We start from the raw sequence: 20,782 nt of genomic DNA on the forward strand, positions 1-20,782 counted from the left end.
GGACGCCTTCGACGAGTAAGCGCAGGCTCATCAGGCCGCGCCAGAGGGTTTGCCAGCCAGGTGGTCCGTCGCCTTTGCGGCCCAGGTGGCCGCCCAGGCCAGCCAAGGCATAATACACGTCGCGCACAGTCTGCACGGGTCGTGAACTGCGCAGCGTGAGGACCTGTAAAAAAGTCGCTTCCAGCCCCGCTGCCGTCGCCGGCAAGTCGGGTTGGAGGCGACTTTTTTCGCGCATATCCACTAGCGCCAATGCGACCACGCTGAGCAGGGCGACGGCGGCAAAAAGACGGTCAGCGGTTTGGAGCTGGAGCTTTTCGGCCCCCAGGCCCGTTTTCAGGGCTTTGTGAAAGTCCTCGATGAGCCAGCGGCTCACGTACTGCCGGGCGCAGGCGTGGGCCTGGGCAAAATCCGTGATGGGTTGGTCGCAGAGCAGCAGCCATTCCAGGGCGGGCGTGGCCGGGCCTGTGTCCCCGACTTGGGCGGCTTCCCAGACCCGTACCAGGGCGCAGGGAACCGGGTCCCCTTTGCCCGTCGCCGCGCCCGGTCGCTGGGGCGCACGCAGGGCCAGCGGGGGGCTGAAACTGACCTGGAGCAGCACTTCGCGGGCCGGCTGGCCCGGCCGGCCACGCAAGGCCAGGGTCAACTGGCCCGCCGAGGGCTGGGCCCGCGCCACGGCGAAGAGCCGCCCGGCGGGCGCTTTGTCGGCGCCGGCCACCAGGGCCCGGTCCTGGGCGGCGCGCACCACGAAGCCCAGGCCCTGGGCCCGGCACTGCTGCAGGTGCTCGTAGATGTCGGCCCCGCGGTCGGCCACCACCACCCAGCGCGCGTCCGGTGGCGGGCTGCCCACGTTGCGCAAGCTCCGGGACCAGAGCGCCGATTCGCGGACCCGGCCCTGGCGCAGGCGCGAGCCGCCGTGGAGATGGTCTTTTTCGGCCTCCGGCACCGGTTGACGGACGTGAAACTGCTGGTCCAACAGGCCCAGCAGCGGCAGGGCGGGCCGTTTGGCGGCCGGGTCGGGGTCCTGCACCGGCCAGCCGGCGGCCACCAACGAGTGCAGCAGTACGCCCTGGCTCGTGGCCTTGCCCGGCCCGACCGGCCCCAGGCCGGGCCGGCGCTCGTCGGCTTCGGGCCAGCTCAGTTCGCTCGTGTCTTCGACCAGCAGGTAGGTGCCCGGCTCCTGTAGCGCTTGGCGAACCACGGCCTGATGCGCCCCCTGCAGCGCCTCGGGCGTGGCCCTTGCACCGCCCAGCAAGCGATACGCCGCTTTACTGGCCCCCGCCTGGCCGGTCCCCAACTGCGGAATGGTGGCCCCCGGCTGCCGGGCCCAACCGGCGGCCAACTGCACCACCCGTCGGCTGCGGCGGGCATCGCCCAACACCGTGCCCCCAAAATGCGTCTGCGCCCACAGCTGCGGGTCGCAGAAATGCGTCGAAATACTCATCTCGCAAGCTACTAAGCCGGCCCCGCAAGAACCCACAAAAAAGCGCCGACCTGTTGGCCGGCGCTTTTCAAAGATGTGGGTAAGGACAAGACCAGCTATGGTCGGGGCCTTTTCATGTTGTGCAATTTATTGAGCCAGAACTGGGGTGAAGTTAACGCCTGAGCGCGGGTGAGCACAACCGCGCTTCCGCTACGCCGTTTCCTGTGGCTTCGCTTGGCGCCGAAATAACCAAAAGGAGTAGCCATAGCAAAAAGCAACCGTTCCGATGAGGAGCACCAGCGTCACAATTTTCATGAATTCCAAGGGTACCAGCAGCGCCAGCGCAGCCAGCAGCAAGCCGGCTCCCACGAAAACGCGGCCGCCAACCCGGTGCGTTTGGGCCCACACCAGGGGGAATTCCAGCGTCCAGGGCGTGCGGATTCCCACAAAATAGTTGGGCTGCACGGTGGTCAGGTAGTTGCCTAAAAATGCGAAAAATAGCCCCACCAACACCAGTACCACCCGCTCGGCGCCCGCGGCCGGATGCAGGGCCGCGTAGACAATATAGCCGCCAATGCTGCTGACGAAAGCTACCAGGGCCAGGCGCAGCTTCTGGAAGTTTACCGTGCTGTTGTCGAAGCGTCGCTTGGGGTCGAGCTGCGGCAGCACGCTGAGCAGGACCGCAACGCCCACGGGCAAGCCAAACGTGAGCAGCCACAGGTTGCCGCGGCTGGTGTAGCCGTTGGCAGTGCCGGCAGCGTCGAAGTGCGTGGGTACCTGCGCGGGCAGCGCGGGCCACGCGTAAGCCAGGTAGAGCAGGGGCAGCACTAGGGCGGCCAGGGTCAGGAGTTGCCAGGGAAGCAGATTCTTTTTCATGGGAAAAAAGTAGTTGAGGTATGCAGAAGCTTAGGATTTGAATTGAATCAGCCAGCCCATCAGCTCGTCAAAAACGGTCATGTTGAGGGTGTACACCACGAACTGGCCTTGCTTTTGGCTGGTTACCAGCTCGGCTTGTCGGAGCAGGTCGAGGTGGTGGCTAATGGTAGGGGCGGAAAACTGGAACTGCTCGGCGATGGCCCCGGCACTGGCCGGGCCATTGCGCAGCCGCTCCAGAATGGCCCGGCGGGTGGGGTCGTTCAGCGCTTTGAAGAGGGCATTCATGCAGACGTTTCAATGTTTAGACAAATGTCTAAATAAATTTGAAATAAAAAAGCGCGGCCCCCAAAAAAGGAGCCGCGCGGGTAATTATTTTCGGGCCCGGGCCGTGAAATCCGCCTAGGCCAAGGGTTGCACCGGCGTTTCGGCCGGGGCGGCGGGCTGGCCCCAGGTCATGCTGCATTTGGTACGCATCTGCTGGCGGAATTTCTCGCGGGCCTCGGGGCTCAGGTGTTCCATGCGGCCGGCCATGCGCTGCTGCCACTCGCGGCGCTTGCCCGCCCAGCCGCCAACCCGTCCGCCATACTTAAAGCCGAACAAAATACGGCTCAGCAGCAGCAGGCCATAGGTTTGGGCCAGCGTGATAGCCGGCAACTGGAATAGTGAGGGCATCAGCCAGTTCCAGAGCGCCTGGGTAACGAAGCCAATAACAACAAGAAACAGCGCCGCAAAGAGAACAAATCGGAGGCCGCGCAGCAGCCAGAATTTACGGTCCATAATTAGGGAGTAATTAACAGTTAGTGGTTAACGATTAGTGGTCAATGATTGAAACGGGTCATTCTGATTGGAATTAATCACTAACCACTAGTTACTTAGTCGGTGAATAATTCGGTGTACAGTTTCTGCAGCCGTTTGCGCAGGTGCAGCACGGCGTAGTGCTTGCGCGAAATCAGGGTTTTGAGCGGTACGCCGGTTTCGGCTTCCATCTCCTTGAACGTCTTGTCCTCCAGCTCGTGCCACACAAACACCTGGCGCTGAGCGGCCGGCAATTCGGCCAGTGCCTCCGAGAGGGCTTCCATAAGGGTTTCGCGCAGCAGGCGGTTTTCGGGCGAGTCGTCGGGCGCGGGCAGCAGGTCGGCCAGCAGCAGGCCTTCGCCATCGTCGGAGGCCTCGGCTGCCCCGAAGGCTTCTTCCAGGCGCACGGGGCGCTTGCGGCGATAGAGGTCGGTGATGCGATTGCGCGCCACCCGAAACAGCCAGGCCGCGGCCTGTTCCACGGGCTTGAGCAGCCGGTAGCTTTCCACGAGCTCGGCAAAAACGTCCTGCAGGAGGTCTTCGGCCTCGGCTTCGTCGGGAATGCGGCGGCGGATGAACTGCAGCAGTCGGGGCCGCTGCTGGCGCACGGCGTCGGCAATCTGCCGGTCTTGCTGGGTGGCCGTCATCGGGGCAAGGGAGGAGGGGAGCGAGAGAGCCATGATTTCCATTCTAACCCCGCAGACGTGGGCCCGTCGAATTTACTTTAATTCTTTTTCGTGTCCTGAACCCTATGGGCCCGGGCTTGAGCGAGCCGAAGTATTCCACCCACGCGCGGACTCGCAGCGCCCACGCTTAAACAAATTTGGACCAGCTTTTTCCTTTTTCAAGGATACCTTTGCCGGCCGGCCGGCTGCACTGTCCCGCCGCCGGCCCTTAATACGCATGGACCAAACCATTCCCGAAGTAATCCGCACCGTTCCGCTGCAGTACTACGTTTTCTTTGCCTCGGCCTTGTTTGCCATCGGCGTCACGGGCGTGCTGGTGCGGCGCAATGCCATCATTATTTTCATGTGTGTGGAGCTGATGCTCAACGCGGTGAATATTCTGCTCACGGCTTTTTCGGCCTACCGCGCCGACCCCAACGGACAGATTTTCGTGTTCTTCATCATGGCCGTAGCTGCCGCCGAAGTCGCCGTGGGCCTGGGCATCATCGTTATGATTTACCGCAACTTCCAGACCACCGACGTTAACCTGCTCAGCCGCCTCAAGTGGTGATATGGTGAAATAGCGAACCAGTGATTTTGATGTTTTGACTGCTTCAGCAGCGCCTCAAATCACCAGTTTACCGCCTCACTATTGCACCATTTCCCCATTTTCCCATTCATCAATGGAAACCGTTCTCCCCGTTGCCAGCGCTCCGTATTCCACGTTGCTCTACGTCCTGATTCCACTGCTGCCCTTCCTGGGATTTTTGCTAAATGGATTGCTCAATAGAAAACTCTCCGCCAGCGTTGCCGGCTTCATTGGTAGCGCCACCGTGCTGGGTTCGTTTCTGATTTCGGCGCTGTTGTTCTGGGAATTCCTGCACCCGGCACCCGAGTTTGCCCTGCCGGGCACCGGCATCCACGCGGCCTACACCGTGCAGCTGTTCGACTGGATTTCGGTGGGTTCGATGCAAATTCCCTTTCAGTACCAAATCGACCAGCTCAGCCTGATAATGCTGCTGCTCGTGACGGGCGTGGGCTTCCTCATCCACGTCTATAGCATCGGTTACATGCACCACGACGAGAACGTGGGCAAGTTTTTCAGCTTTCTTAACTTGTTCATATTCAGCATGCTGCTGCTGGTAATGGGCGCCAACTTCGTCATTCTCTTCATTGGCTGGGAAGGCGTGGGTTTGTGCTCGTACCTGCTCATCGGCTTCTGGAATAAGAACACGGCCTACAACAACGCCGCTAAGAAAGCATTCATCATCAACCGCATCGGCGACCTGGGTTTCCTGCTCGGCATCTTCCTGATTTACCTCACCTTCGATTCGGTGCAGTACGCCGAAGTATTCCAGAAAGCCAGCACCCTGCAAGTGGGCACGGGCGTGGTCACGGCCATTACGCTGCTGCTGTTTGTGGGTGCCATGGGCAAGTCGGCCCAGCTGCCGCTCTACACTTGGCTGCCCGACGCCATGGCCGGTCCCACGCCGGTTTCAGCCCTGATTCACGCCGCTACCATGGTTACGGCCGGCATCTACATGGTGCTGCGGGCCAACGTGCTGTTCACGCTGGCGCCCGACACCTTAGAAGTCGTGGCTATTGTGGGCGCGGCCACAGCCCTATTTGCCGCCACCATCGGCCTGGCCCAGAACGATATTAAGAAAGTGCTGGCTTATTCCACGGTGTCGCAGCTCGGCTATATGTTCCTGGCCCTGGGCGTGATGGGCTACAGCACCTCGCTGTTTCACGTCCTCACCCACGCGTTTTTTAAGGCACTGATGTTCCTCGGGGCCGGCTCCGTCATTCACGCCATGAGCAACGAGCAGGACCTACGCCGCATGGGCGGTTTGCGCAAGGCGCTGCCCATCACCTTCTTCACGTTCCTCATTGGCTGTCTGGCCATTTCGGGCATCCCGCCGTTCTCGGGCTTTTTCTCCAAAGACGAAATTCTCGAACACGCCTTCGTGCACAACAAAGCATTGTGGGCCATGGGCCTGCTCACGGCTTTCCTCACGGCTTTCTACATGTTCCGCCTGCTGTTCCTGGCTTTCTTCGGCGAGTTCCGCGGTACCGAGGAGCAGCGCAAGCACTTGCACGAGTCGCCGGCCAGCATGACGTTTCCGCTCATCATCTTGGCTATCCTGGCGGCGGTGGGCGGCTTCATGAACGCGCCCTTGCTCCTGCAAAAAGCCTACTTGGCCGACTATTTGGCCCCGATTTTCACGTACTCGCAACGCCTGAACCCAGAGGCTTTCGCGGCCGAGTTACCGCACAACACCGAATTGATGCTCATCGCCGCATCAGTGCTGGTAGCGCTGGGTGGTATCGCGTTTGCCTACGTGTTCTACGTAGCCCGCGCCCAGCGTCCCGCCGAGGACGAGGCCCAGCGCTCGGGACCCGAAAGCCTGGTGTACCACAAGTACTACATCGACGAGCTGTACAACGCCGTGTTCACGCGGCCCATCATGGCGCTGTCCAACGGCCTCTATAAGTTCGTGGAAAACGGCATCATCAACCCCGTGGTGGGCGTGTTTGGTCGTGCCGTGAACGGCGGCGGCACCCTGCTGCGCTACGTCCAAACCGGTGCCGTAGAGACGTATCTGATTTTGATGGTGGTCGGTATCGTGCTGATTTTAGCGTTGAATTTCGGGCGGTTTTAGCGATGAAACCCACAATAGCTAATTTACTACAGCAATACAAGATATGAATGCCCCAATAGTAGCAAAGAAAACACAAGGCCGCTTACTTGAAATAGACCTGCTACGCTTTATTGCTGCTTTGGCAGTCGTATTGTTTCACTACACATACAATGGGCAGAAAGGAGGCAGCATTCCGATAACGTATCCTGGTTTAAAAGAAATCGCAAGATATGGATTTCTAGGTGTGGAATTATTTTTTATTATCAGTGGCTTCGTGATTTCTTTGTCAGCTGATGGACGTTCTGCGCGCCAGTTTATTGTTTCTCGTATAACACGACTTTACCCTGCTTTTTGGCTGGCCTGTACAATTACTTTTCTTATTACGCTTTATGTTCCTAGTACATTAGTTACCCCAACTTTTAAACAATATGCTATAAATATGACGATGTTACAAGAGTTTTTTTCCATTCGTAATATAGATGGTGTGTACTGGACACTGACTTACGAGTTGAAATTTTACTTTCTCATCGTATTGCTTTTGATATTTAACCAATTTAAGCGAATAGAGCTGCTGTGCGCAGTTTGGTTGGCATACATAGCTGTATTTCTTTTTGGTTTCAAGATTAAGTATATAGGGGCAATTTTATTTCCTGATTATGGAGTGTTTTTCATAGCAGGAATAGTGTTTTATCTAATTAAGCAACGTAATTTAATCTCTCTCCGGCATGGCATGCTTTTGCTTGCAACTTATGGTGTAGCATGTAAGGGGATATTAGTGCGCGAAGCGAATTCAGGCACTGAGCTTTCTGCACTAATCATGATTGGTGTTGTTACGCTGTTTTTCGGCGTCTTTACATTGGTGGCATTAGGTAAATTCTCGCAATTCAAAGGTAACTGGGCTGCTACACTTGGCAGTCTTACATACCCGTTGTATCTGCTGCATGCGTACATAGGGTTTGTGTTATTTCAAGTCTTTAGCGACTACGTAGATAAATACTTGCTTTTGGCAGGCTTGATATTCTTCTTCTCGCTAATGGCCTATTTTTTCGCAACACACATTGAAAAGCCTTTTGCCCAATTTCTCAAACAAGTACTTACTAAAAATAAAATCTGATTAATTTTCAATGGTGGTTTACTCGCACCATAACAAAGCCATCCTCCTTCCTATTTCTTTAGGTGAGAAAGCGACCTGCTATGCGATGCGTAAACTAGCGTCGTAAAAACAAATTTGATTTTAATGATAATCGGCTTGGTGCTGATTCTAATGCCGAATTTTGAATAACTCCAGGTAAGAGGCTGAAATTAATTAGCTTTCATTCTTACATTGCCGGTAAAGCCTAATTTAAAGATTTTTACAAATGATTATCCAGGACCTACAGCTAAGTGACCGCGGCAATCTAAAACGGCTATCAGCTTCTATTACTTGGGAAACTAGTAAATCAGAAACGCAGCTTTTTTATTTTGATGTGCCGGCGGCGTATTCTGGCCATTTATATGAGTCATATGATTGCTTCCTGGCTGGCGCTATTATTCCCGCCTTCTTTGCTGGGGAAAAGAGGATTAAAATAGCTGGAGAAATTTGCCCAGTTTTGAAAAAAGGGCTTTTGTATAACATGAGTTGGCTTGCGTATTGGTATAAGCCTGGTACTGCCATTCCTGAGATTCAAAGCCAGATAAAAACTAGTTATGAATTAAGCGAAGAGCGCCATGCGGCATCATTTTTATCTGGTGGAATCGATTCTTTATCTACATTACGCTTAAATCAATTAGATTTTCCTGAAGGCCATCCACAGCGAATTAAAGATGGGGTAATGGTATTTGGATTTGATATCGCTGGCCGGGAGCATGAAAAAAACCATGAGGAGCAATTTGAAATTGCACTTCGGGCTCTTGGAAATATTGCGCGTGGGTCGGACATAAACTTGATTCCAGTCTACACCAATATTCGTCATTTAAACGATGACATAAGCTTTTGGATGACTAAATCGCATGGTGCTGCTTTAGCTGCGGTGGGGTTATTTTTGAGTAATAAAATAAATTCTATTTACATAGGTTCTTCTTATGATATTGCAAATATGCAACCTTGGGGTTCTCACCCAGTTCTAGATAACAACTTCAGCAGCCAATACCTAAATGTTCATCATGATGGAGCTGAGTTATCACGGCTTGAGAAAACCGAAATTGTAGCTAATTGGAATCTTGGGCTGAATAATATTCGCGTTTGTGTTGCAAATGATGGCGTATTGAATTGCGGTAAATGTGAAAAGTGTGTTAGAACCATGTTTCAACTTTACGCATTGAATAAACTTCAGGATACTGCCGTGTTTCCCGTAAAGGACATTGAGCCAGGGATGCTTAAAACCATATCGATAGGGAGTAAATATGCCGAAATATGCTACCAGGACTTATATCCAATCTTTAAGAAAATGAACCGTGATGATTTAGCGGATGCTGTTAAAGCATTCGTAAGTCGCAGAAAAAATTATTTAGCTAAAAGGAAAGTTATCGATTTTGCCAAAAAATATCTGAAAAAATAAAACATTTTAGCGGAGCCTTGGATAGTTTCATGCGCAGTCAACTGTAACGCAGGATTACAGGAATTTCTTAATTAAGATTGCTTCTTAACTTTTGTGAGTCAGTAAAATTAGTCTGGCAAAAGGAATGGTATTCGTATCTGCTATTATCGCTTAACAGGACTTTTTTGCTAAGGTGAGTTCTCTTAGTTGATTTTTGCGGCCAGTGCAGCTCGGTTCTGTACGCCCCAGGCTTGGATGGCTTCAATTACGGGTTCCAGGGAGCGGCCGCATTCCGTGAGGCTGTATTCCACGGTGGGCGGTACGGTGGGGTAGGGGCGGCGTAGCACGATGCCGTGGACTTGTAGCAACTTGAGTTCCTTGATGAGCATGCGTGACGTGATGCCGGCTACGTCGCGTTCCAGGTTTTTGAAGCGCAGGGTGCCGTGGTGCAGCAGGCTGTGGATGATGGCAAATTTCCATTTTCCCTCCAGCACGTCCAGCGTTTCGCGGAAGGGACAGTCTAGTACCGGCTTTTCTTTGTGAATGGGCATATTTTAACTAACTGATGGTGAGTGATAATTACAACTCTGTTCCTAGTATACATTGGTGTAACTACTTGCAAAAGTATACTTAAGGGCAGACCTTTGAGCGGTACTCAATCTAAATCACTGCCTCATGGCTCAATCTGTTCTGCACCGCGCCGAAACCCGCGGGCACGCCAACCACGGTTGGCTCAATTCTTACCACACCTTTAGCTTTGCGGGCTACCACGACCCCGAGCGCATGCACTTCGGCGTGCTGCGCGTGCTGAACGACGATACTGTGGCCGGCGGTATAGGCTTCAACAAGCACCCGCACGACAACATGGAAATCATCTCCATCCCGCTGTCCGGCGACCTGGAGCACCAGGATACCACGGGCCGCCAGGCCATCATCCGTCAGGGCGACGTGCAGGTGATGAGTGCCGGCACGGGCTTGGCCCACAGCGAAAAAAACCACAACCGTGACAAGGAAGTGAAGTTCCTGCAAATTTGGGTGTTTCCGAAGGAGCGCAACGTGGCCCCGCGCTACGCCCAGGAAAGCTTTCTGGCCGAAGACCGGCACAATAAATTCCAACAGGTGCTGTCTCCTTCGCCCGACGATGCCGGCGTCTGGATTCACCAGGATGCCTGGTTTCACCTGGCCGATATGGATGCTGGGGTAAGCCTGGAGTATGCGCTCAAACTGGCCGGCAACGGCGTGTATGCCTTCGTGCTGGAAGGTGATGTGACTATCAATGGCCAGGAACTGCACCGTCGCGACGGATTTGGGCTGTGGGAGGTTGATAAGCTCGATATTGAAGCAACTGCAATGGCGCGGCTTCTGCTAATGGAAGTACCCATGTTGGGCTGATAACTGCACATGGTAAGCCTAACGGCTGGTAGTCGTAAAATGGCACTTGCCGGGCGGTTTGCCTCGTTGGAGCAACTTTTTTGGGTAGTAGGGGTATAGCAGCACATGCGCGGCTGGTCTTGATGGCCAGCAACGGATTCTTCCTCCTCTTTCACACAACCCCTGATTATGTATCCAAAATCTCAACTCCTGCGCGGCCTCGCGTTGGGTGCGGTAATGCTTGGTATGGCTGCCCCGCAAGCCCAGGCCCAAACCCCTGATAAAAAAACCGCTATCAGCCTCTATGGCAGCGGCTACCAGTACAAAGGCAACTACGGCTCCAATTTCTGGGACCGTAGCAGCACCAACGGCGGCCCCGGCATCTCCTTCAACCGCTACCTGACCAGCGGCATCGACCTGGGCCTGGGCCTGGGCTACGTGGAGCTGAAAGGCAGTCAGGCTGGTAATCCGGCCAACAACTTCAGCACCAATGTGGTGCACGGTAACCTGGCATTCAAGTTCAAGTTGAACAACGGCTGGGCCATCAAGGAAGATGCTGTTATTCAGCCCTACCTGACAATTGCTCCCGGCCTGGCCTATTTCAGCCGGGAATCGCGGTATCGGGGTGCTAATACAGATGAAAACGCAACTAATTTCGACCTGTTTGGCGCTGCTGGTATCAACTTCCGCCTCAGCGACGGCATCGGTCTTTTCATTCAGACCGGGCAGCATATTCCCTTTGGTGGCAACATCGATGGTGACCTGGTGCGCGATGACAACCGCATTGATGACCGTTTCCTGCAGCATACGGCCGGCCTGACTTTTGCCCTCGGGCAGATGAAGGATGAGGACAAGGATGGTGTATCCGACAAGAAAGATAAATGCCCCGGTACCCCCGCCGGTGTGGCCGTGGACCCTAACGGTTGCCCGCTCGATAAGGACGGCGACGGTGTTCCGGACTACCAGGACAAATGCCCCGACGAGAAAGGCTTGGCCGCCCTCGAAGGCTGCCCCGACCGTGATGGCGATGGCGTGCGCGACAGCGAAGACAAGTGCCCCGACACCCCCGGCAAAGCCGCATTGGGCGGTTGCCCTGATGCCGACAACGACGGTGTGATTGACCAGAACGACAAGTGCCCCGACACCCCCGCCGGTGTATCGGTAGATGCAAATGGCTGCCCACTCGACCGCGACGGTGACGGTGTGCCCGACTTCCAGGACCGTTGCCCCGACCGTGCCGGCCCCGCCAGCAACAAAGGCTGCCCCGAGATTAAAGCCGAGGCTAAGAAGGTTCTGAACGAAGCCACGAAGTACATCAACTTCGATTTTAACAAGGCTACTTTGAAGCCTTCGTCGTACTCGAAGCTGGACCAGATGGTGCAGATTCTGAACGAGTATCCAGACTACAGCCTGAGCATCGCCGGCCATACCGACAGCAAAGGCGCCGATAACTTCAACTTGGGTCTGAGCTATGAGCGTGCCGCTTCGGCCCGTGCCTACATGCTGAGCAAAGGCATTCCTTCGGAGCGCATTGAGGCCCGTGGCTATGGCGAAACCAAGCCCATCGCCGACAACGCGACGGCCGCAGGCCAGGCCATGAACCGCCGCGTGGACTTCGACCCCTTCCTCACCGGCGAAACCAACGCTGCCGAAGCGAAGTACGGCCCTGCCCCGACCATCCAGGAGATTAAGTCGGAAGGCAAAGTGGTACCAACCCGTAAGGCAGCCGTGAAAAAGGCACCCGTGCGCAAGGCTCCGGCCAAGCGTAAGTAAGACGCCCGCGCGGTAAGCGCTAAGTAAGAAAAAGGCCCGTTCTCGATGAGAGCGGGCCTTTTTTGCGTTTGGATGAGGGTCGCGGGCAGTGAGCCCTAAGGGGCAGCGCTACGCTTGAAGCTAAAGCACCTGGTACGTCACTGCCAGGTAGTACAAGCCGCCCACGCTGGGGCCGCCGAGGTAAGTCGTGTAGTAGTTGTTGAGTACGTTGTTGGCGCCCAACTTGAAGCGTAAGTCAGCTTTGGGCACGGCGTAGCTCACCTGTGCATCGAGGGTGTGGTAGGCGGGTACCGTGCCATTCACCAGGAAGGTTTGGGAATAGTAGCCCTGCTGCCAGCGGTAGTTCAGGCCGAAGCCGAAGTGCTGGTACACGTTTTCGTTGCCGGCGCTCAGGTTGTAGGCCCAGCGCGGGGTGTTGAAGCCGTCTTCGAGGCCGTCGCCGGATTCGGTGCGGGCCAGGCGGGTGTAGGTGGCGTTGGCGCCAGCCAAGTAGCCGCTGGCTAATTCGTAGCGCAGGCCGGCCGTGCCGCCGTAGTTGCGCACCTGGCTCCGGGAGTTGGTCCAGAGGCGGTAACGGGCCTGGCCGGCGCGGGCGTTGAGCGTGGTGGCCACGGTATTAAGGTCGGCCGTGGTGATGGGCGTGCCGGTAGCCGTGACTGGTACGTAGGCTTCGACTTGGGCAATGAAGTCGCGGTAGGAATTATAGTAGAAATCCACGTCGGCCACTAGCCGGCCACCGGGCCCGAAAGCCGCTTTGTAACCCATTTCCACCGAGCGGATGTACTCGGGGTTAAGATAGGTGTAGGGGTTTTTCACCAGCCGGCTCTGGTTTTGGGCAATGGCCTGCTGGCGCTTCTCGGTGGCGGTTTGGGCCGAGGTGTTGGCGTTGATGGCGGCCGTCACGGCTGTATTAAAGGCGTCGATGCTGGTGCGCAGGTAGCTGTTCTCAAACACGCCGTCCGACATTACCCGCAGCCCGCCAATGCGCTTCACCTGCCCGCTGTTCACGTTGGAAAAACCCTCAAACAGGCTCGCGAAACGGTAGCCGCTCTGGTAGCTCAGGCGGAAGTTTTGCCGCTGCGTGGGCGATAAAACGGCCGTGAAGCGCGGGTTGAATTTCACGTCGAAATAATCGTTTTTGTCCACGCGCACAGTGGCGGTGAGGCGCAGCTTTTCGGTAAAAAACCGGCCGCCGGCCTGCAGGAAACCACCGGTTTTGGAGTAGGTCAGGTTGTCGGCGAGTGGGTCCTGGCCGGGCTCGGGGTTGATGAAGTAGTTGCCATCGGGCACCACGATATAGGTGCGGTGGTCGGCCCCGGCCAGCAGGTCAAATTGGGCCGGCACGCGGGTGCCCCGGCGGCGCAGGGCCTCGGCCACGTTTACTTGGGCCTCGCCGTGGAGCAGACTGGCCCGCACGCGCAGGGCCGCGCCCACGTCCCAGTTGTTGATGCCCTGCAGCTCGCTCAGGCGTTGGTTAAAGGCCTCGGTGCCGGGCTGCAGGCGGCCGGCGTCGGCGGCGGTGCGGGCGCTGGCGTGGGCTTGTGCAATGGGCTGGCCGGCGGCTACGGCGGCGTTCCAGGCGCCGGTGTAGTCGGCATTCCAGCGGGCATCGGGCTTGAAGCTGCGCTCCAGGTTCTCGCCCATCGAGCGCAGGTTGTAGCTCTGGCCGGTGTTTTCGCGGGTGAAGTAGGCGCGGGCCTGCACCACGGGCGTGGTGAGGGTGAGGGCGTGCTGCTGCAGGCGGTAGTCCCGCAGCCCGAAGCGGTTCGAGCGCTGGTACACGTTGTCGAAACCGGCCACGCGGTAGGTGTAGGCCAGCTCCGTGCCGGGCCGGAAGCGGTAGTGCAGCGCTCCATCGGCCCGCAGGCTGCGGATGGTGTAATCCACCAGGTCGCGCTCCAGGTAGCCGGTGCGGGCCACCACGTACTGCCGCCCGCCAAGCGTGAGCGTGCTGCGGTCCGACGACTCGTTGCCGTAGCTGTTGGTAGGGTCGCGGGCCGGGTTGTCGGCCCCGAGTAGCCCGGTAGTGGCATTGCCCTGGGCAAACAGGTCGGTCTGGTCGTTGGCCACCCAGTCGGAGGCGCGCAGGTAGGTGCCGTTAATCTTAAAGGCCAGCTTATCGGCCCACAGCACCTTGGCGTAGCGCAGGCTGGTTTCGGAATACAGGTTTTCGGCAGAGCCGCCGGACCCAAACGTCTTCACGTTTGGGTCGTTGAGGTGGTTGAGGCCGGTCTGCTGGCGCACGCTCAAGCCTTCCGAATTAAACGGATTCTTGGTTCGGAAATTCGCCAGCCCGTTGATGGCGTTCAGCCCGTAGAGCGCCGAGGCCGTGCCGGGCACAATCTCCACCGCATTGATGTCCAGGTCGCTTGGCCCCAGCACGTTGCCGATGGGCGCACCAATGTGCGGCGCCTGGTTGTCCACGCCATCCACGAGCTGGGCAAAGCGCACGTTGGTGGTGTTGGCGAAGCCCCGGGCATTAATGACTTTAAAGGCTAGGCTGGGCGTAATCACCTGCACGCCCTTGAGGTGCTCGATGGCATCAAAAAACGACGGCGCGGGCGTGAGGCGCAAGGCCCGCGGGTTGAGCTTTTCCACCGTCACCGGCGACCGTAAGAAGCTCTCCTCAACCCGTGAGGCCGACACCACTACTTCGGTAAGGCCCACGTTTTGGCGAGTAGTATCCGCGGGTGGGCCAGTTTGGCCAGCCGCGCGCAACGTGGCCATCAGCAAGCCGGAAAATGCCAGGGTACAGCTTGTGCGGAGTAGAGAAGGTGTCATCAAAAGCAGCCGTTATATTTGCAAAGATATAACGGCATGCGGTGTGCGTTCTATGCTTGGATTTGATTTGTTTCGGCAGCCATAAACGCCTGAAAACGCGCTTGTAGGGCCTGAAACGAAGCAATGGCTTCGTGGCCGGCGTCCGTTACTACTGCGCCGCCGCCGCGGGTGCCACCGGTTTGGGTGGTCACCAGCGGCGTGGCGGCCTGCGCGTTCAGGGAGCTCACCAGGTCCCAGGCGCGCTTGTAGGACATGCCCATGGCCTGGGCCGCTTTCGAGATAGAACCCAGCGCGGCGATGTGCTCCAGCAGCTCTACTCGGCCGATGCCCAGGAAACGGCCGTCCTCGGTTTCGAGCCAGAGGCGGCCGTTGAGGCGGTAGGTTTTGGTGGGTAGGAGCAGCGTTTTCATGGAGCAAAGATGAAGGAAGGCAAGCCGGTAACGCAACCAGCCGCCGCTGTTACGCTGGGGGCATGCATTGCGAGCGGCGCTGCGGCGCTCTGGCATTTGCAACCCTTGGCGATAGGGGGCGTCAGTACCTACTGAATAGGGGAGAGGCGCTGGTGTGAGCAACTCGCCTGCCCGCCCAAAACTTATACCACCCGCACCAGTCGCCGTTGTTACCTTTCGGTATCGGCAGCCGCCGAATTTGTGGGTACTCTTCTCATCGCCGCGTATGAAAAAACTAGTTCTCTCCGCCAGCTTGCTGCTAGCCACCGTAGCCGGGGCGCAAGCGCAGGAATTCCAGTACCAAACCCCGCCCAAGGCCCTGCAGGACCTGCTGCTGGCGCCGCCCACGTCGCGGGTCAGCCTGTCGTCCGACGGCAGGGTGATGGCGCTGCTGCAAGTGCAGGACTTTCCCACCATCGCCGAGCTGTCGCAGCCCGAGCTGCGCCTGGCCGGCCTGCGCGTGAACCCGCGCACCAACGGCCAGAGCCGCGTGAGCTACGCGGTGGGTATCAAGCTCAAAACCCTGCCCAACGGGGCCGAAATCGACGTAAAGGGTCTGCCGGCCCAGGCCCGCATCAGCAGCGTGAGCTGGTCGCCCGACAATAAAACTATGGCCTTCGCCCTCACCACGCCCGGCTCCGGTACCAACGGCCGCGTGGAGCTGTGGGTGGCCGATGTGGCCGGCGCCACCGCCCGCCGCCTATTGGCCACGCCTCTGAATGACGCCTTCGGCAACGCCTTCGATTGGGTGTCGGATAGCAAAACCATTGTGGCCTGCACCGTGCCCGCGGGCCGCGGCGCTGCCCCGGCGGCCGACGCCGTGCCCAGCGGCCCGGCCGTGCAGGAGAGCGGCGGCGGCAAAAAAACTGCCGCCCCCACCTACCAGGATTTGCTGAAAAACCCCGCCGACGAGCGGCAGTTTGACTACTTTGCTACGTCGCAGCTGGTGAAGGTGAGCCTGGCCGACGGCGCCGCCCAGCCCTTGGGCCAGCCCGGTATTATTCAAACCGCCTCGCCTTCGCCTGATGGCAAGTACGTGCTGGTCCGCACCCGCCACCGGCCTTATGCCTACACGCTGCCCATCAGCCGGTTTCCGCAGCGCATCGACGTGCTGGACCTGGCCAGCGGTGCCCCGGTACGCACCCTGGCCGACCTGCCCCTGGCCGATGCCGTGCCCATTGGCAACGACGCCGCCGCCACCGGCCCGCGCAACCACACCTGGCGCGCCGACGTGCCCGCCACCATCAGCTACGTGGAAGCCCAGGACGGCGGCAACCCCAAAACGAAAGCCGATATCCGCGACAAGGTATTCACCATCGTAGCGCCCTTCACGGGGGCGCCGGAGCTGCTGGCGGCCCTGCCCATGCGCTTTGGTGGCCTGAGCTGGGGCACTGGTCAGCTGGCCCTGGTCGAAGGCTACCGCTGGGCCGACCGCCGCCAGACCACCTGGCAGCTGAACCCCAGCAAGCCCGACGCGCCGCTCAGCGTGCTCTTCGACGGCTCGTCGGAAGACAAGTACAACGACCCTGGCACACCTTACGAGCACCGCAACGCCCAGGGCAAGTCGGTGCTGCTCACGGGCGGCGCCCTGGGCCAGACCATCTACCTGATGGGCAACGGCGCCTCGCCCGAGGGCGACCGGCCGTTTGTGGACGAAATGGATTTGATTACCAAGAAAACCGCCCGCTGGTGGCGGTCGCAGGCACCGGTGTACGAAGTGCCCGTGGCCATTGTGGATGCCAGCGGCAAGAAGCGGCAGCTGCTCACGCGCCGCGAGTCGCTCACCCAATCGCCGAACTACTACCTGCGTGACGCCACCAAAAAGGACAAGCTGACGGCCGTGACCAAGTTCCCGAACCCGTACGCGGCCTTTGGCGGCAGCTTCCCCAAGCAGGTGCTGAAGTACAAGCGCGCCGACGGCGTGGACCTCACGGCCGACCTCTACCTGCCCCCAAACTACAAGAAGTCCGACGGCCCGCTGCCCATGCTCATGTCGGCTTACCCGCTCGAATTCAAGGATAAAAGCACGGCCGGCCAGGTCACCGGTTCGCCGTTCACGTTCACGCGCCTCAATGGCGGCTCGCCAGTATTCTGGGTTACGCAGGGCTACGCGGTGCTCGCCAATGCCAGCGTGCCGATTGTGGGCGAAGGCACCAAAGACCCCAACGATACCTACATCGAGCAGCTGGTGAGCAGCGCCAAAGCGGCCATCGACGAAGGTGCCCGCCTGGGCGTGGTCGACCCCAAGCGCGTGGGCGTAATGGGCCACAGCTACGGCGCGTTTATGACGGCCAACCTGCTCACGCATTCCAACTTGTTCAAGGCCGGCATTGCCCGCAGCGGCGCCTACAACCGCACGCTCACGCCCTACGGCTTCCAGGGCGAGGAGCGCAACTACTGGCAGGCGCAGGAGGTGTACAACGCCATGTCGCCGTTCAACTACGCCGACAAAATCAAGACGCCCATTCTGCTCATCCACGGTGAGGCCGACAACAACACCGGTACTTACCCCATCCAGAGCGAGCGGTACTACGCCGCGCTGAAGGGCCAGGGCGCCACCGCCCGCTACGTGGTGCTGCCCGCCGAATCACACGGCTACGCCGCCCGCGAAAACCTGCTCCACGTGCTCTGGGAAACCAACGCTTGGCTGGAAAAGTACGTGAAAGCTCCTGCGCCCGCGCCGGCAAACTAACTAACCGCTGTTTCGCAGCCCTGACGCAAAACTTTCCCCAGGTGAGGTTTGCGTCAGGGCTGCGAAACAGCGGTTATCTATTTTACAATTATTTTAGAAACGCTGTTTCCGCTATCAGATGTGACGTGTAAAAAGTACAATCCGGCGCGTAGTTCCGATACGTTAATTGTTTGCACGGCCTTCGTATCGATGGCGGAGGAATAAACTAATTGCCCTGCGATATTGCCCAGCCTTATGTTGCCATTAGATGATTCAATACCGGTGCCGTCTACATAGACGAAGTCAGAAGTAACGGTGGGGTAGACGGAAACTTTTCGGCTGCTATTTTCCTCTTTTGTTGGCAGGAGGGCAGGTCTGGCCGCCGCTACGAAGTTGAAAGTCCCGATGTTGAAATTATTGTAGTTTTTGAAGAAGCTTGTTCCGAGGTTATTAGCCGCCAGCCCGAACAACATGGTGGCAAAATCTACGCCTTGCAGGTCCTGCGCTCTCCAATTAGGGTCGGTCAGGCTGTAGCGCCATAGGATTCGGCGGGTAGTGCCGGGCAGCGTGTAGATGCTTCTCGGTACGTTGACCGACATATTGGTCAGGTCGGTGATTGAGCCCGAATTTACCGGCCGAAATCCTGCGATAATGTGGGGAGAAACAATGCGGGTGCTGTTTTCATCAATCCGGTCGGCGTGGTAACCACCCGGCAGGTTCGACGCTCCGGCGCCTAGGCCCCACTCGTAGCTGGCCCGCGGGCCTGATTTTGAAAACCATAGTTTATCCGCGTTTTTGGCATTGGTCAGGTACGTGCCGTAGGCGGGGCTGTTGATAAAAGTGGTATTTAAATAGTAGCAGAATTGGGTAATGAAGTGCGAAAGAAACGTGCCATCCGACAATAGGGCTTCGGTGAAATAAACCCTTTTGGTAACATCCGCACTATTTGGATTGGTGTAGAATTTATTCCATAGCTGAGCAGAGGCATTATTGGCCCCGTTAGCCGCCCGATAAGCGAAATAAGCGACCAGCATGTATTCTGACCAGGAGTTTACGACCGCGCCCGGTATGCCATTGCCGGCCTGGTCCATTTCCAGGTAAATAGTGCCCGTGCTGGCATTCGCGATGGCTTTCGACCAATTAACGGAGTTGTACATGGCATCGGCCAACCGGACAATATTGGCATCCGTGGAATATTTTTTTTTGGCGAACATTGCCCCGCACACCATCAGGGCGGCATCTACGGTGCTGTACTCCGAACTAGCGTTGGCACCCGAAACGGGGTCCACAAAATGCCGGGGAAATCCCGACGCATTTCGGTCCAGTCGAAACCCGGAAGTCTTGTTCATTAGCGTATTCAGGGTTTGGGTAATCTTGGCTTTGGCATCGGCATCGGTAATCCAGCCTTTTTGCGCGGCAATGCACAGCGCAACCATGCCCATGCCGGAATTGGAAACTGAAACCGGAATGCCCGTTTTATTGCCATCAAACCGAAGCCGGTCCAGGTAAACACCTTTCGTTGAGCGCATTTGCTCGAACGCGGCGTACGAATTTCCAAACAAATCTGCCGTTGCTATAACCTGAGCCGAACTCAAGCTTACGAATAGTAGTGCTGCAGTTAATTGAATTACCAAAAATCTAAAAACGCAGGAGACTCTGGTCGTGAGGGACGTATTCATGCTGTTTCGAAAATTTTAAAGTGGAATTAAAAACTGATGTTACGCAGTATTTTTCCGTTCTAACTACCGTTTTCGATGGCCTGCACCCTGGATTTGTACACGGATTATCTCATCAGCTCGACGGGCCAAACTTCGGCTACGGGCCTCTCACGCCTGTTCGATGGGCAGCTTAGTCACGACCAGGTGACGCGCTGGCTCAGCAGCGTACACTTGGATTCACGCCAGGTCTGGGGCCATGCCAAACCGCTGATTCGGCAAACCGAGCGGACGTTGGAAGCAGCCGATTTTGCTGTTCTTATCGTCGATGATTCTATTTTGGAGAAGGCCCACACCGATGCCAATGCCCTGCTCTGTACCCATTACGACCATAGCCTGGGGCGGTACGTGAAGGGGCTCAATTTCGTGAGCCTGCTCTATGTGGCCGGTTCGCTCGCCGTGCCGATTGCCGTGGAGCTGGTGGAGAAAACGCAGGCCGTAACCGACCCTAAAACCCAGAAAGTGAGTCAGAAAAGCCCGCTGACGAAAAACGAGATGCTCCGCGCCATGTTGCGCGTGGCCCAAGAGCAAGTGGCCTACGGCTACCTGCTGGCCGACAGCTGGTATGCCTCGGCTGAGAACATGAACCAGGTGCGCGCGTTGGGCCACGACTTTATTTTTGCCCTGCCCACCTCGCGCACCGTGGCCCTGAGCGAAGTGGGGCGCGGCAATGGGGAATTCCAGGCCCTTGATACGCTGGCTTTCCCGGATGGGCAGCCCTTGCGCGTCTGGCTACGGAGCGTCGTGGAGGCGGTGCTCGTGGTCCGGCAAGTCTTTACAAATAAGGACGGTTCGCAGGGCGTGTTATATCTGGTGAGCAGCGATACGAATTTGACCGGGGAACAAGTGACGGTAATCTACCAGAAAAGGTGGAAAATCGAGGAGTACCACAAATCGCTCAAGCAAAACACGTCGATGGGCAAGTCGCCTACGAAAACCATCGATACGCAGGCCAATCATTTCTTTTCTTCCATCCTGGCCTACATCAAGTTAGAGAAGATAACCCGACAATTAGGCATTGGTCATTTTCGCCTCAAAGCCCAACTTTATTTGCGCGGACTCAAAGCCATGCACTACGCGTTAACCAAAATGGCTGCGTAACATCAGT

17 protein-coding genes are annotated in these 20,782 nt (G+C 57.3%); 8 read left to right on the forward strand and 9 right to left on the reverse strand.

Annotated features, from left to right (window positions below):
* The 5 genes from GM79_RS08285 to GM79_RS08305 all read right to left on the reverse strand — a co-directional run.
* A partial coding sequence (locus GM79_RS08285) for an IS4 family transposase (protein ID WP_035561561.1) occupies positions 1–1,441 on the reverse strand: 1,441 nt, incomplete at its 3' end.
* Between the two features lie 189 nt (positions 1,442–1,630).
* Positions 1,631–2,296 carry an SdpI family protein gene (locus GM79_RS08290; RefSeq protein ID WP_035562127.1) on the reverse strand — a complete coding sequence of 222 codons (666 nt, stop codon included), beginning with the start codon at positions 2,294–2,296 and terminating at the stop codon, positions 1,631–1,633.
* 30 nt (positions 2,297–2,326) lie between these two features.
* On the reverse strand, positions 2,327–2,581 hold the full coding sequence (locus GM79_RS08295; protein WP_035562130.1) for an autorepressor SdpR family transcription factor: 255 nt from the start codon (positions 2,579–2,581) through the stop codon (positions 2,327–2,329).
* 114 nt (positions 2,582–2,695) lie between these two features.
* On the reverse strand, positions 2,696–3,073 hold the full coding sequence (locus tag GM79_RS22865) for a hypothetical protein (RefSeq protein ID WP_051718669.1): 378 nt from the start codon (positions 3,071–3,073) through the stop codon (positions 2,696–2,698).
* A gap of 95 nt (positions 3,074–3,168) precedes the next feature.
* Positions 3,169–3,771 carry an RNA polymerase sigma factor gene (locus GM79_RS08305; RefSeq protein WP_051718673.1) on the reverse strand — a complete coding sequence of 201 codons (603 nt, stop codon included), beginning with the start codon at positions 3,769–3,771 and terminating at the stop codon, positions 3,169–3,171.
* A 223-nt stretch (positions 3,772–3,994) separates the two neighbouring features.
* Here GM79_RS08305 and nuoK point away from each other — a divergent pair, with 223 nt between their 5' ends.
* From nuoK to GM79_RS24760, 4 genes are all read left to right on the forward strand, one after another.
* Complete coding sequence (gene nuoK / locus GM79_RS08310) at positions 3,995–4,327, forward strand: NADH-quinone oxidoreductase subunit NuoK (protein ID WP_035562135.1); 333 nt, start codon at positions 3,995–3,997, stop codon at positions 4,325–4,327.
* A 112-nt stretch (positions 4,328–4,439) separates the two neighbouring features.
* Positions 4,440–6,419: an NADH-quinone oxidoreductase subunit L gene (gene nuoL / locus GM79_RS08315; protein WP_051718670.1), complete on the forward strand. Its 1,980-nt coding sequence runs from the start codon at positions 4,440–4,442 to the stop codon at positions 6,417–6,419.
* 43 nt (positions 6,420–6,462) lie between these two features.
* Positions 6,463–7,512: an acyltransferase family protein gene (locus tag GM79_RS23710; RefSeq protein WP_072008572.1), complete on the forward strand. Its 1,050-nt coding sequence runs from the start codon at positions 6,463–6,465 to the stop codon at positions 7,510–7,512.
* Positions 7,513–7,756: 244 nt separating this feature from the next.
* The gene (locus tag GM79_RS24760) at positions 7,757–8,935 is read left to right on the forward strand and encodes a hypothetical protein (RefSeq protein ID WP_152559904.1); all 1,179 of its coding nucleotides are present in this window, start codon (positions 7,757–7,759) and stop codon (positions 8,933–8,935) included.
* Between the two features lie 182 nt (positions 8,936–9,117).
* On the opposite strand, the gene GM79_RS08330 is transcribed toward GM79_RS24760, so the two are convergent.
* Complete coding sequence (locus GM79_RS08330; RefSeq protein WP_035562141.1) at positions 9,118–9,465, reverse strand: winged helix-turn-helix transcriptional regulator; 348 nt, start codon at positions 9,463–9,465, stop codon at positions 9,118–9,120.
* Between the two features lie 124 nt (positions 9,466–9,589).
* On the opposite strand from GM79_RS08330, the gene GM79_RS08335 reads away from it, so the two are divergent.
* Both GM79_RS08335 and GM79_RS26325 read left to right on the forward strand, forming a co-directional pair.
* Positions 9,590–10,306 carry a pirin family protein gene (locus GM79_RS08335; RefSeq protein WP_035562144.1) on the forward strand — a complete coding sequence of 239 codons (717 nt, stop codon included), beginning with the start codon at positions 9,590–9,592 and terminating at the stop codon, positions 10,304–10,306.
* A 168-nt stretch (positions 10,307–10,474) separates the two neighbouring features.
* Complete coding sequence (locus GM79_RS26325; RefSeq protein ID WP_081867633.1) at positions 10,475–12,058, forward strand: OmpA family protein; 1,584 nt, start codon at positions 10,475–10,477, stop codon at positions 12,056–12,058.
* A 120-nt stretch (positions 12,059–12,178) separates the two neighbouring features.
* On the opposite strand, the gene GM79_RS26255 is transcribed toward GM79_RS26325, so the two are convergent.
* Entirely contained in the window at positions 12,179–14,785 is a 2,607-nt protein-coding gene (locus tag GM79_RS26255; RefSeq protein ID WP_262489441.1) for a TonB-dependent receptor, read from the reverse strand.
* Between the two features lie 104 nt (positions 14,786–14,889).
* Positions 14,890–15,249 (reverse strand): winged helix-turn-helix domain-containing protein, encoded by a 360-nt coding sequence (locus GM79_RS08350; protein ID WP_035562148.1) that lies wholly within the window; start codon positions 15,247–15,249, stop codon positions 14,890–14,892.
* Between the two features lie 265 nt (positions 15,250–15,514).
* Here GM79_RS08350 and GM79_RS08355 point away from each other — a divergent pair, with 265 nt between their 5' ends.
* Positions 15,515–17,980: a prolyl oligopeptidase family serine peptidase gene (locus GM79_RS08355; RefSeq protein ID WP_035562151.1), complete on the forward strand. Its 2,466-nt coding sequence runs from the start codon at positions 15,515–15,517 to the stop codon at positions 17,978–17,980.
* A gap of 77 nt (positions 17,981–18,057) precedes the next feature.
* Here the strand turns inward: GM79_RS08355 and GM79_RS08360 are convergent, their stop codons facing one another.
* On the reverse strand, positions 18,058–19,638 hold the full coding sequence (locus GM79_RS08360) for a T9SS type A sorting domain-containing protein (protein ID WP_081867634.1): 1,581 nt from the start codon (positions 19,636–19,638) through the stop codon (positions 18,058–18,060).
* A 75-nt stretch (positions 19,639–19,713) separates the two neighbouring features.
* On the opposite strand from GM79_RS08360, the gene GM79_RS08365 reads away from it, so the two are divergent.
* Positions 19,714–20,775: a transposase gene (locus GM79_RS08365; protein ID WP_035562095.1), complete on the forward strand. Its 1,062-nt coding sequence runs from the start codon at positions 19,714–19,716 to the stop codon at positions 20,773–20,775.
* The last annotated feature ends 7 nt before the right edge of the window (positions 20,776–20,782 follow it).

Source organism: Hymenobacter sp. IS2118, assembly GCF_000715495.1.
Taxonomy (GTDB): domain Bacteria; phylum Bacteroidota; class Bacteroidia; order Cytophagales; family Hymenobacteraceae; genus Hymenobacter.